The following is a 12,307-nucleotide window of genomic DNA, read 5'->3' as shown; positions in this document are numbered from 1 at the left end:
CCCGGTGGCTCAGCCCGGGGACCGGCCGCGCTCGACCCGGGCGACGAAGTCAGCGGTGGTGTTCTCGTGCGGGAACGGTTCCGCGGGCACCGCGACGCCGAGCGCGGCGCAGAGCGGTTCCCAGCCGTCGCCGGGCTGCCACTCGACCAACCGGTCGGCGGGGACCGCGGCCCGCACCTCCTCGAGCCGCCGCCGGTAGGCGTCCTTGATCACGGCGGGGTCGTCCAGCGACCCGAACACGGTGCCGCCGAGCCGACCGAAGACCTCGACCGCGGCGTCCCGCTGGTCGGCGGGCAGGGCCGCCGCCCAGCCGGGCATCCCCTGCTCCCGGGCCGCCCGCGCCTGGGCCAGCACCGTCTTCTCCAGGCTGGCGAACCAGACGTCCTCGTCGGCGCGGTGCGACAGCAGCACCGGCGCGTCCGGATAGGCCTCGGCCAGCGGGCGCCAGAACTCGCAGATCGGCGTGTCCACACCGGCGACGTACCCGGTCAGGAGCGACTCCCAGTCGGGCAGCTCGCCCCGGAACGCGGCGGCCCAGGTCGGCGCGTGCTCGGGGTGGGCGAAGAACTCGACCATGTGGTAGCACCGCCCGCCGAGCAGCCGTTCGAGCGCGGCCTTGAGCGACATCGTCCCGGTCCGGGGCAGCCCGGCCCCGATCAGCCTCAGCGTCGTGGGTCCATCGTGGGCCGTCCGGCCGCGGGAGCCTGCGGTGACCCCGGCTGGTCGAGCAGCCGGACGGCGAGCCGCCCGGCCGCCGCGGACCCGAGGAAGTAGGCCGGGTCCTCGTCCAGCCCGCGGCCCATGGTCGACAGCCGCACCGGGGTGGCGCGGAGCGCGGCGTCGAGCCCGTCGAGGTCGACCCGGTGCAGCCGGTGCCGGTCGGCCAGCGTCTCGACGCCGTCGGTCAGCTCCGCCAGCGGACCCGGGAGCTCCGGGACGGCCAGGTCGGCGGCGAGCAGGGCCACCCGCCCGTAGGCGGTCAGGCTGTGGTGGGAGACGCCGCGGTGCCGCGGGCGGGCGTCGGCGCCGGAGATCCGAAGCGCGCCGACCGGACGGCCGCCCAGGGTCCCGACCGCGTTGACCGCCTCGCCGACCGCGACCCCGGAGAAGCCCCACCGGGTGCCGGTGCCGAGGTTGCCCGGACCCTGGCTGAGCACCACCAGGTCGGCGCCGAGCGCGATCCGGGCGGCGAGCAGTCCGGAGTGGACGGTCACCGCTTCGAGGTGGCCGCCGAACGCCTGCCCGGCGGTCACCGTGCCGGCCAGCCAGCCGGCCTCGACCAGCCTGGCGACGGTTCGGCTGAAGGCCAGCGGCAGCGCGCCGTGGTCGCTCATCAGGTACACCACCCGCAGCCCGGGCCGGTCGTGCCGGATCGCGGCCAGCACCGCCGGGAGCGCCGAGTGCAGGTCGGCCAGCACCACGGGCAGCCCGGCGAGGTCGTCGGCCTCAGCCAGCGCCTCGTGCCAGCGCGAGCCCTGCTCATCGGCGCCGGTCAGCATCACCTGCTGCGGCAGGTAGCGCGCCTTGACCAGGTGGCCGGCCGGTGGCTCCGGCTGGCCGGTCGGCCGTCCCTCGGCGTCCAGCACCGCGACGACCAGCGCGTACCCGCCGGTGCCCAGCCCGCGCTCGAGGGCGGCGACGTTGAGCAGCACCCGGTCGCCGACCGCCGGCGCCGGGACCAGAGCGGTGTAGGCGAGCGCCCGACAGCTGCTGCCGTCGTCACGCTCGGCGGTCAGCTCCTGCGCCCCGGCCCACGCCGGGCCGAGCGCGCGGACCACGCCGTCGGCCCAGACGATCACCGCTGCGTCCGATCCCCGTCGCGCGGGCTCTGCGGCGGCCGCGTACGCGACGTGGCGGTGGGGGACACCCGGCCATCCTCGCCGACCCGGACGTCGATCGGCATCACCGCACCACCCACGGCGTGCGCGGCAACCGGGCCGGGTCGAACCGGTCCGACAGCACCGCGAGGTCGACCGGTTCGTCCTCGGCGGCCAGCCCGAGCGAGCCGGCGAGCCGGCTCAGCACGCGGTCGGCCGTCACGCCCTGCTCCGCGAGGTCGGCCACGGTCACCGCGCCGTCGCGCTTGGCCAGCCGGCGGCCGTCCGCGTTCACCGCCAGCGGCACGTGGGCGTAGGTCGGCGCGGTCGCGCCGAGCAACCGGGTGAGGTGGGCCTGCCCGAACGCGGAGTCGAGCAGGTCGTCGCCGCGGACCACCTGGTCGACGCCGGTCTCGACGTCGTCGACCACGGTGGCCAGGTGGTAGGCGTGGCCGCCGTCGTTGCGCCGGAGCACCAGGTCGTCGACGACGCCGGTCAGCTCGCCGCGGAGCAGGTCGGTGACCGTGGCCGTGACCCGGTCGGCGCGCAGCCGGAGCGCCGGCTCCCGCCCGGGTGGCAGGGCGGCCCGGCGCTCGGCCCGCTCGGCCGGGGTCAGGTCGCGGCAGGTGCCCGGGTAGAGGCCGGGGCTGCCGTGCGGCGCCGAGGCGGCCTCGGCGATCTCCCGCCGGGTGCAGAAGCACGGGAAGGTGTGGCCGGCGCGCACCAGCCGGTCGAGCGCGGCCGCGTACCGGTCGGCCCGACGGGACTGGTGCAGCAGCGGCGGGTCGAAGGTCAGCCCGAGCGCGGCGAGGTCGGCGCGCTGGCGCCGCTCGGCCTCCGGGCGGCTCCGGCCGGCGTCGAGGTCGTCGATCCGGAGCAGCAACGCTCGCCCGGTGGTGCGGGCGAACAGCCAGGCCAGCAGCGCGGTCCGCAGGTTGCCCAGGTGCAGGTCGCTGCTCGGTGACGGGGCGTAGCGGCCCGCGCCGGAGGCTCGGCCCGCAGTGTCGTCCGGGTCAGCCCTCTCGTCCGGATCCGCCCTGTCGTCAGGCACGGAACGCCTGCACCCGATAGACCGGGTCGGCCGGCCGGCGTCCGGGGAGCGCCGCCTGGCCGACGCCGACGAAGCGGGTCCCGGTGTGCGGACGCAGACCGGACTCGGCGGCCAGTCCCGTGAGCACCGGCTCGGCGTCGGTGCCGTCGCCGCGGCCGTTCTTGTCGACCGTGGTGACCAGCAGCCCGCCCGGCGCCAGCACCCGGGCGGCCTCCGCGACGACCGCGGCCACCGTCGGAGCCGGCAGCAGGTGCAGCAGCCAGACCGCCGTCACCGCGGCCAGCGACCCGTCACGCGCCGGGAGCCGCGCGCCGTCGCCGCGGAGCACCCGGCCCGGCAGCCGCGCGGCGGCGAGCCCGAGCATCCCGGCCGAGGCGTCCAGGCCGAGCACGGTCCTGCCGGTGGCGCGGGCCAGCGCCCGGGTGACCAGCCCGGTGCCGCAGCCCAGGTCGAGTACCGGTCCGGCGGGGGCGTCGGCGAGCAGGGCCGCGTACGCCGCTGCGGCAGCGTCGGCGCGGGGCTCGCCACCCCGGGTGGCGTCGTACCGCGTGGCCTCCCGGTCGTAGTCGAGCACCCGCTTATTCTGCAGACCTCGTAGGATGCCGGACGATACGAACACACCGGCGAAACCACCCCTCGGAGCATTCATGGCGCCCCGGAAGACCGAGCGGATCCTCAACCTGACGATCTGTCTGCTGGTCACGCGTCAGTACCTCCCGAAGAGCCGGATCCGCGAGATCGTCGAGGGCTACCACGGCCTCAGCGACGCCGCCTTCGAGCGGACCTTCGAGCGCGACAAGGACGAGCTGCGCCGGCTCGGCATCGACGTCCAGGTCGGCACCTGGGACGCCTACTTCGACGACGAGCAGGGCTACCGGATCGAGCGGTCGGCCTTCGAGCTGCCGCCGATCGAGCTCGACGCCGAGGAGGCGGCCGTGGTCGGCGTGGCGGCCCGCGCCTGGCAGCACGTGAGCCTGGCCTCCTCGACCCGGTCGGCGCTGGCCAAGCTCCGCGCCGCGGGGGTCGAGCCGGACACCGGCCAGCTGGCCGGGCTCGAACCGTCGCTGGCCGCCAACGAGCCCGCCTTCGAGCCGCTCTGGCGGGCCGTGCTCGACCGGGAGCGGGTCAGCTTCACCTATCGCAGCGGCGAGACCCGCACCCTCGAGCCGTGGGGGATCACCTCGTTCCACGGGCACTGGTACGTCGTCGGTCACGACACCGACCGTGACGCCACCCGGATGTTCCGGCTGTCCCGGATGCGCGACGTGCCCCGGGCCGTCTCGAAGCCGGGCGCGTTCGCCGTCCCCGACGACCTCGACCTCCGCGCGCTGGCCCGCGCGCTCCGTCCGGACGAGCCGACGGCGCGGGCACTGCTCGCGCTCCGGGCCGGCAAGGTCCCGACGCTGCGCCGCGGTGGCGAGCCGGCGACGCCCTCGAGCGCCGACGGTCCGCACTTCCCGGTCCCCGAGGGCTTCGACCTGGTCTCGGTCGGCTACGCCGACCTGCACACGCTGGCCGAGGACGTCGCCCGGTACGCCGCCGACGTCGTCGTGGTCGCGCCCGCCGAGCTCCGCGACGCGGTGGTCGCACGACTGCGGGCGGTCGCGGCCACCCACAGTGCCGGTCCGGACGCCGGTGCCGCGGCCACGGCCGGGGTGACCGGCCGAGCCGGCGGGACGGACGCGGCGCCCGACCCGATGAGCGTCCCCGCCGGGGCGACCCGATGAGCCCGGCCCGCGCCGAGCCGGCCGGTGGCGGGAGCACCGCGCAGGACCAGGTGCGCCGGCTGCTCACCCTGGTGCCCTATCTGCGCGAGCACGACGGGGTCACGCTGACCGAGGCGGCCGAGTCGTTCGGGGTGACCCCGCAGCGGCTCCGCGAGGACCTCAACGTGTTGTGGATGTGCGGGCTGCCGGGTCTCTCGCCGGGTGACCTGATCGAGATCGACATGGACGCGGTCGACGGCGAGGGCGTCATCCACCTGACGAACGCCGACTACCTGACCCGGCCGCTCCGGCTGACCGCGGACGAGGCGCTGGCCCTGGTGCTGGCGCTGCGGACGGTCCGCGAGGTCACCGGCAAGGGCGAGCGGCAGGCCGTCGACCGGGCGCTGGCCAAGCTCGAGGCGGTGGCCGGCGACCGGGCGCGGGCGGCCGACCAGGCCGACGTCAACGTCGCCGCCGCGGCCGAGGACGTCCAGGCCACGGTCAACCAGGCACTCCGCGAGCACCGCCGGCTGCACCTCGTCTACGACGTGGCCTCGCGCGCCGAGACCACCCGCCGCGACGTCGACCCGCTGCGGGTGTTCGTCGCCGACGGCTACGGCTACCTCGACGCCTGGTGCTACCTGGCCGGCGGGCTGCGGAGCTTCCGACTCGACCGGATCGCCGCCGCTGAGCTGCTCGACATCCCGGTCGCCGAGCACGACGTCGAGCTGCCGGACCTGTCCGCGGGCTGGTTCACCGCGCTCCGCGACGCCGATCTGGTCACCCTCGCGCTCGACCCGAGCGCCGCCTGGGTGGCGGAGTACTACCCGATGGAGTCGGTCACCCCGGCCGAGGGACCCGCGGGGGAGACCGGTGCGCTAAAGGTCAGCCTCCGGGTGAGCGACCCCGCCTGGCTCCGTGACCTGCTGCTCCGGCTCGGGGGCGGGGCGCGGTTGCTGGCACCGTCCGGGGCGGGCGACTCGGCCGCCGAGGCGGCCCGGGAGGCGCTCGACCAGTACGCCGCGCTCGCCGGACTGGACACCGTCGACCGGTGAGCCCAGCCCGCCGTCGACCGACGCAGCCGTCCGCACCTGGGGGCACCCTGAGCGGGCTCGCGACGGACGAACTGCCACGGCGTCGGTTCCGAAGGTTAGGGTGAGGGTGTGATCTGGGCGATCGTGATGGCCGTCATCGCGTTCCTCGGGCTGGTGATGCTGGTCGGCTACGCCGTGTGGTTGGTGCACAAGGGAGCCGACGTCCTCTCCGAGCTCAAGGTGCTCGGTAGACGCGCGGAACAGCTCGGCGAGCTGGCCGGACAGGTCAGGATCCCCGCGTACACTCGAGACGTTCGGAGCGGAACCGTCGGAGGAGATGAGGATTCATGGGCGCGCTGAGTTGGCAGCATCTGTTGATCGTTCTGATCATCGTGCTGGTGTTGTTCGGCGGGTCCCGTCTCGCCGGCCTGGGCAAGAGCACCGGACGTGCGCTGCGGGAGTTCAAGGAGGAGACCAAGGACCTCCGCGGCGGCAAGAGCACCGACGAGACCGCCAACGGCACGGCGATCAGCACCGGTCAGCCGCAGCAGAACGGCTACCCGCAGCAGCAGCAGTACGACCCGAACCAGCAGCAGCCCCAGCAGTTCCAGGGTCAGCAGCAGGGGCAGTACCCGCAGCAGGGCCAGTTCCAGCAGCCGCAGCAGGTCAACGGCCAGGCGCCGCAGGGCGACTACCAGCAGCCGCAGCAGCAGGGCCAGTTCCAGCAGGCCCCGCAGCAGCAGTTCCAGGGTCAGTACCAGCAGCCGCAGCAGAACCAGCAGGGCGAGTTCGTGAACCCGGTCCAGTCGACCGACAAGCGCGACTCCTGACCCGACGCCGTTCGTCCTGCTTCTGATTCGAGGCTGATCCGTGGCTCTGTCCCTGCCGCGGCTCCGGTTGCGACGACCCAGTTTCGCCTGGCTCAAGCCGCCACCGCTGCCGCCCGACGGCAACATGACGCTGTTCGAGCACCTGCGCGAGCTGCGCTACCGACTGGTCGTCGCGAGCATCGCGATCATCGTCGGGATGATCGTGTGTCTCATCTTCGCCGATCAGCTCTTCAACCTGCTGCTCGAGCCCTACAAGCGAGCGGTCGAGCTGGCGCAGGAGAGCCGCCCGGACATCAAGGCCGAGCCGATCTTCAGCGGTCTGACCTCGCCGTTCCTCACCTCGTTCAAGATCGCGCTGCTCGCCGGCCTGGTGGTCTCGGCCCCGGTCTGGCTCTACCAGGTCTGGGCGTTCATCGTCCCGGGCCTGCTGGCCAAGGAGAAGCGCTGGACCGGGATCGTCGTGGGCTGTGCCACGCCGCTGTTCCTCGGTGGCATCGCGCTCGGCTACTACGTCACGCCCAACGGCATGGCGGCGCTGCTCAAGTTCACGCCGGCGAACGTGGGCGCTACCAACCTGCAGAGCATCAACGACTTTCTGAGCTTCCTGACCCGGCTGATGTTCGTCTTCGGGGTCGCCTTCGAGATCCCGCTGTTCATCCTGCTGCTCAACCTGGCCGGCGTGCTGAGCGCCAAGATGATCAGCAAGTACCGCTCGTACCTGATCTTCGGGGTCTTCGTCTTCGCGGCGATCGCCACCCCGTCGCCGGACGCGATCACCATGCTGATGCTCGCCCTGCCGCTCGCCGTGCTGGTGGTCGTGGCCGAGGTGCTCGCGCACATCTTCGACCGGCGCAAGCGCAAGCGGAACGGCGGGATCGACGCCGACTCCGGGATCGCCCACGACAAGGCCCTGGCCGCGTTGGAGGCCGAGGACGCCGCGCGCGCCCAGGCCACCGCGAGCGAACCGGCGCGGGTGGCCAGCCAGGTGACGATCAGCGCCAACGGGATCAGCGACGTCAGTACCGCCGACACCCCGGCGCCGCGGACCATGGCGCAGGCCCTCGGTCTCGACCGGCAGAACTGACCCGACGGTGAGCGGCCGCTCGGTCGCCCTGATCGCCAACCCCACCGCGGGCAAGGGGCGGGCGGCCGAGGTGCTGCCCGAGGTGCAGCACCGGCTGCGGGCCGGTGGGCTGGAACCCACCCTGCTGACCAGCGAGGGATCCGACCACGCCGCACGGCTGCTCGAGGAGGCCGCGCACGGCGACGCCGACGTGCTGGCCGTCCTCGGCGGGGACGGGATGATGCACCTCGCCGTCAACGCCTGCGCCCGGGCCCGAGCCGTCACCGGTCGCGCTCCGGCCCTCGGACTGATCCCGGCCGGCACCGGGAACGACCTCTGCCGCGGGCTGGGGATGGACCCCGACGACGCGTTCGCCGCCACCGACACGGTGGTGGCCGACCGGCGCCGGCTGATCGACCTCGCCCGGGTGGGGGAGAGCGCCACCCCGCACGGGTCCACCTGGGTCAGCACGATCGTGGCCTCCGGGTTCGACGCCCACGCGAACGCCCGCGCCAACGCCCTGCCGTGGCCGCGCGGCGGCCTCCGCTATCCGCTGGCCGTGCTGGTCGAGCTGGCGCGGTTCACCCCGCTGCACTACCGGCTCACCGTCGACGGGACGCCGCGCGAGCTCGACGCGATGCTGGTGGCGGTCGGCAACACCGCGGCCTACGGCGGCGGGGTGCGGATGTGCCCCGACGCCGACGCCACCGACGGGCTGCTCGACGTCACGATCATCCACCCGGTCAGCCGGCTCACCCTGCTCCGGCTGCTGCCGAAGACCTACGACGGGTCGTTCGTCACCGCGCGGTGCGTCGAGCGGTTCCGGGCCCGCGAGGTCCGCGTCGACGGGGACGATCTGCTCGGCTACGGTGACGGCGAGCGGATCGGCGACCCGCCGTTGCTGGTCACCTCGGTGCCGCGTGCGGTCGAGGTGCTGGTCCCGAGCTGAGCGGCCACTCCGTCCAGGCCACTACGATGCGGGCGTGACGAGCGCGGATCAGCAGGCGTCGGAGAACCCCAACCTGGCGTTGGGGATCGACATCGGGGGCACCGGGACCAAGGGAGGCCTGGTCGACCTCACCACCGGATCCCTGGTGGGCAAGCGGTTCCGGCTCGACACCCCGCAGCCGGCCACCCCGGAGAACATGATCGAGGTGGTGGTCCAGGTGGCCGACCACTTCGCCTTCGACGGTCCGACCGGCGTCGCCTACCCGGGCGTCGTGCTCGACGGTGTCACCCGCACCGCGGCCAACCTCGACAAGTCCTGGATCGGCACCTCGCTGGCCGACCGGGTCGGCACCCGGCTCCGGGGTCCGTCGGTCTATCTCAACGACGCCGACGCCGCCGGGCTGGCCGAGGCGCACTACGGCGCCGGGCGCGGCGTGCAGGGCGTCGTGGTGGTGGTCACCTTCGGCACCGGGATCGGTATCGCGATGATCAACAACGGCGAGCTGGTGGCCAACTCCGAGCTCGGCCACCTCGAGCTCGACGGCAAGGACGCCGAGAAGGGCGCCGCCGCGTCCGCCCGCGAACGCGACGGGATCAGCTGGAAGGAGTGGGGCGCCCGCGCCGACCGCTACCTCAAGACGCTGGAGAACCTGGTCTGGCCCAAGCTCTTCATCCTCGGCGGCGGGATCAGCAAGAACCCGGAGAAGTGGGTCCAGTACCTGTCGCCGCGCACCCCGTTCAAGGTCGCCGAGCTGATCAACAACGCCGGCATCGTCGGGGCGGCCGACGCCGCCTGGATGGAGCACCGGGCCAGCGCCCGCCAGCTCGTCGAGCACCGCGGCGGCAACCTGGCCGTCACCGCGGAGGACTGACCCGACGGCGCCTCCCGGCCGGGCTGGGCGGCGCCGGGTAGCGTGGCGGTGATGTCCACGCAGCCGGCCGACGACAGCGCGGCCTCACCAGCGGAGTCCTACGCCCGCTTCCGGCGCAATCAGGTCAGCCCGGCGCTGACCGAGTTCGCCGACGGCTACGGGTTCGGCTTCGACGACTACCAGCGCGAGGCGTGCGAGCACGTCGAGGCCGGCTCCGGCGTGCTGGTCGCCGCCCCGACCGGCGCGGGCAAGACGATCGTCGGCGAGTTCGCGGTGTTCCTTGCGCTGCGGGAGGGCCGCAAGTGCTTCTACACCACCCCGATCAAGGCGCTGAGCAACCAGAAGTACGCCGACCTGGTCCGCCGGCACGGATCGGGGAACGTCGGGCTGCTCACCGGCGACTCCTCGATCAACAGCGAGGCGCCGGTGGTGGTGATGACGACCGAGGTGCTCCGCAACATGATCTACGCCAACTCGAGCACCCTCACCGACCTCGGCTACGTGGTGATGGACGAGGTGCACTACCTGGCCGACCGGTTCCGCGGCGCGGTCTGGGAGGAGGTGATCATCGGGCTGGCCGACTCGGTCCAGGTGGTCGCGCTCTCGGCCACCGTGAGCAACGCCGAGGAGTTCGGTGACTGGCTGGCCGCGGTCCGCGGCGAGATGCGGGTGGTGGTCTCCGAACGCCGCCCGGTGCCGCTGTTCCAGCACGTGCTGGTCGGGCGCAAGCTGTTCGACCTCTTCGCCGGCGAGGCGCCGACCGCGCAGGAGATCGCCTCCCAGCGGCGCGCCGACGTCAACCCGCAGCTGCTCCGGGTCTCCCGCGACGAGAGCCGGGTCACCCGCGACGACGCCCGGCGCCCGCGCGGCCGCAGCGGCAAGGGCAAGCGTGCGGTGTCCTACGGCTCCGGCCGCTACGGCGGGGCCACCCACGCCCGCAACCTCGATCGCGGCCAGGGCGGCGCCGGGAACGACCGGGGCGGTGATCGGGGCGGGGACCGGCGTGCCCACCACGGCACCAGCCGGGCCGACATGGTCGGCGTCCTCGAACGCGCCCGGCTGCTGCCGGCGATCGTGTTCATCTTCTCCCGGGCCGGCTGCGACGCCGCCGTCCGCCAGCTGCTCGGCACCTCGGTCGAGCTCACCGACCTCGACGAGCAGGCCCAGCTCACCGCGATCGCCGAGCGGCACATGTCCGGGCTCAGCGCCGCCGACCGCAAGGCGCTCGGCTACGAGGCGTTCTTCACCGGCTTCGTCCGCGGTATCGCCGCCCACCACGCCGGTCTGCTGCCGGCCTTCAAGGAGTGTGTCGAGGAGGGCTTCGTCCGCGGGCTGGTCAAGGTGGTGTTCGCCACCGAGACGCTCGCCCTCGGCATCAACATGCCGGCCCGCAGCGTCGTGCTGGAGAAGCTGGTCAAGTACAACGGCGAGACCCACGCCGACATCACTCCCGGCGAGTACACCCAGCTCACCGGCCGGGCCGGGCGCCGCGGCATCGACGTCGAGGGTCACGCCGTCGTGCTCTGGCAGCCCGGGCTCGACCCGAGGGCGGTGGCCGGGCTCGCCTCGCGCCGCACCTACCCGCTGCACTCCTCGTTCGCCCCGACCTACAACATGGCGGTCAACCTGATCGGGGCCGTCGGCCGGGACCGGGCCCGCACACTGCTCGAGCAGTCGTTCGCCCAGTACCAGTCGGACCGCTCGGTGGTCGGCATCGCGCGGCAGATCGAGAAGAACACCGACGAGATCGCCGCCCGGTTCGCCGCGGCGGCCTGCGACCAGGGCGACTTCGTCTCCTACGCCCGCACCCGCGACGAGATCAGTCGGGTCGAGGCCGAGGCGGCCCGCGACCGCAAGGCCGACCGCCGCGACGAGGCGCTCGCCTCGTTGCAGGGCCTGACCCGGGGCGCGCTGATCCGCGTCCCGGCCGGCCGGTCGCGCGGTTGGGCCGTGGTGCTCGACCCGGGCGTCGAGGGACAGCGCGCCGCCCCGCAGCCGCAGGTGCTCACCGAGGACAGCAGCGTCCGCCGGCTCGCGCTGACCGACTTCCCGACGCCCGCGCTGACCGCCGGCCGGGTCAAGGTGCCCAAGCACTTCCACCCCAAGGACAAGGCGGCCCGGCGCAACCTCGCCGCCGCGCTGCGCGCCCGGCTGGCCACCGTCACGCTCGACCCCGACGCCGACCGCCCGAGCGAGATGAACGCCGCGGCCCGGACCCGGGTCGCGGACCTGCGGGCCGAGCTGCAACGGCACCCGTGCCACACCTGCCCGGACCGCGAGACGCACTTCCGGCAGGCGGCGGTGGCACTGCGGCTCGAGGCCGAGAACCGGGCCGCCGAGCAGCGGATGTCCAGCCGGACCACCACCATCGCCAAGCAGTTCGACAAGATCACCACCGTGCTCGAGGGCTTCGGCTACCTGGCCCCCGACGAGAGCGGTCAGGTGCGGGTCAGCCCCTCCGGCCGGATGCTGGCCCGGATCTACGCCGAGCTCGACCTGGTCACCGCCGAGTGCCTGCGCGCCGGCGTCTTCGACGACCTCACCGTCCCGCAGCTCGCCGCGGTGCTGTCCTCGCTGATCTACGAGGCCCGCCGCACCGACGGCGGCCGGTTCCAGCCGCGGATGCCGGACCGGGTCACCGAGGAGGCGATGACCGCGGTCCGCCGGGTGCACCGCGAGGTGTCGCTGGCCGAGCGCGACGCGCGGCTGGACCGCGGACCCGAACCCGACATCGGCTTCGCCCGGGCCGCGTTCGGCTGGGCCGCAGGCCGCCCGCTGGCCCAGGTGCTCGACGACAACGACCTGACCGCCGGCGACTTCGTCCGCTGGGTGCGCCAGGTGATCGACTTCGCCGGGCAGATCGCCGACGCCGCCGGACCGTCACCGGTGCGGGAGACCGCGCACCAGACGGTCCGGGCGATGCGCCGCGGGGTGGTCGCCTTCGAACCCGACGACCCGACCCCGGGCGACGACCTGTCCGTCTGAG

The 12,307-nt window shown here is 73.9% G+C and carries 12 protein-coding genes; 8 read left to right on the top strand and 4 right to left on the bottom strand.

Going from position 1 to position 12,307, the window contains the following annotated elements; translation table 11 throughout:
* Window positions 1-9 precede the first annotated feature (9 nt).
* From FHX74_RS14305 to FHX74_RS14290, 4 genes are all read right to left on the bottom strand, one after another.
* A complete protein-coding gene (locus FHX74_RS14305) occupies window positions 10-657 on the bottom strand; it encodes a sulfotransferase family protein (protein WP_328823840.1) in 648 nt (215 codons plus the stop codon).
* Between the two features lie 5 nt (window positions 658-662).
* Entirely contained in the window at window positions 663-1,799 is a 1,137-nt protein-coding gene (locus FHX74_RS14300) for a DUF3866 family protein (protein ID WP_182560830.1), read from the bottom strand.
* A gap of 103 nt (window positions 1,800-1,902) precedes the next feature.
* Window positions 1,903-2,868, bottom strand: a complete 966-nt coding sequence (gene gluQRS, locus FHX74_RS14295; protein ID WP_182560829.1) for a tRNA glutamyl-Q(34) synthetase GluQRS — start codon at window positions 2,866-2,868, stop codon at window positions 1,903-1,905.
* Window positions 2,861-3,442 carry a class I SAM-dependent methyltransferase gene (locus tag FHX74_RS14290; protein WP_182560828.1) on the bottom strand — a complete coding sequence of 194 codons (582 nt, stop codon included), beginning with the start codon at window positions 3,440-3,442 and terminating at the stop codon, window positions 2,861-2,863. Before FHX74_RS14290 ends, gluQRS begins: the two co-directional genes overlap by 8 nt.
* A gap of 73 nt (window positions 3,443-3,515) precedes the next feature.
* On the opposite strand from FHX74_RS14290, the gene FHX74_RS14285 reads away from it, so the two are divergent.
* The 8 genes from FHX74_RS14285 to FHX74_RS14250 all read left to right on the top strand — a co-directional run bounded on the left by FHX74_RS14285 (window position 3,516) and on the right by FHX74_RS14250 (window position 12,306).
* Window positions 3,516-4,595, top strand: a complete 1,080-nt coding sequence (locus tag FHX74_RS14285) for a helix-turn-helix transcriptional regulator (RefSeq protein ID WP_182560827.1) — start codon at window positions 3,516-3,518, stop codon at window positions 4,593-4,595.
* Window positions 4,592-5,629, top strand: a complete 1,038-nt coding sequence (locus FHX74_RS14280; protein WP_182560826.1) for a helix-turn-helix transcriptional regulator — start codon at window positions 4,592-4,594, stop codon at window positions 5,627-5,629. Before FHX74_RS14285 ends, FHX74_RS14280 begins: the two co-directional genes overlap by 4 nt.
* Before the next feature lie 108 nt (window positions 5,630-5,737).
* Window positions 5,738-5,968, top strand: a complete 231-nt coding sequence (locus FHX74_RS14275) for a hypothetical protein (RefSeq protein ID WP_182560825.1) — start codon at window positions 5,738-5,740, stop codon at window positions 5,966-5,968.
* Window positions 5,956-6,438, top strand: a complete 483-nt coding sequence (tatA, locus tag FHX74_RS21315; protein ID WP_220483937.1) for a twin-arginine translocase TatA/TatE family subunit — start codon at window positions 5,956-5,958, stop codon at window positions 6,436-6,438. Before FHX74_RS14275 ends, tatA begins: the two co-directional genes overlap by 13 nt.
* Before the next feature lie 40 nt (window positions 6,439-6,478).
* Window positions 6,479-7,522, top strand: coding sequence for a twin-arginine translocase subunit TatC (tatC, locus tag FHX74_RS14265; protein WP_328823830.1), 1,044 nt, complete (start codon window positions 6,479-6,481; stop codon window positions 7,520-7,522).
* A gap of 7 nt (window positions 7,523-7,529) precedes the next feature.
* On the top strand, window positions 7,530-8,450 hold the full coding sequence (locus tag FHX74_RS14260; RefSeq protein WP_182560824.1) for a diacylglycerol/lipid kinase family protein: 921 nt from the start codon (window positions 7,530-7,532) through the stop codon (window positions 8,448-8,450).
* A 34-nt stretch (window positions 8,451-8,484) separates the two neighbouring features.
* Window positions 8,485-9,321, top strand: coding sequence for a polyphosphate--glucose phosphotransferase (gene ppgK / locus FHX74_RS14255; RefSeq protein WP_182560823.1), 837 nt, complete (start codon window positions 8,485-8,487; stop codon window positions 9,319-9,321).
* A 51-nt stretch (window positions 9,322-9,372) separates the two neighbouring features.
* Window positions 9,373-12,306 (top strand): DEAD/DEAH box helicase, encoded by a 2,934-nt coding sequence (locus FHX74_RS14250; protein WP_182560822.1) that lies wholly within the window; start codon window positions 9,373-9,375, stop codon window positions 12,304-12,306.
* The last annotated feature ends 1 nt before the right edge of the window (window position 12,307 follow it).

It is taken from the genome of Microlunatus kandeliicorticis, from assembly GCF_014137855.1.
In the GTDB taxonomy this organism is placed as follows: domain Bacteria; phylum Actinomycetota; class Actinomycetes; order Propionibacteriales; family Propionibacteriaceae; genus Microlunatus; species Microlunatus kandeliicorticis.
The sequence above is the reverse complement of the archived record's forward strand: the minus strand, read 5'-3'. Positions and strand labels throughout refer to the sequence as shown.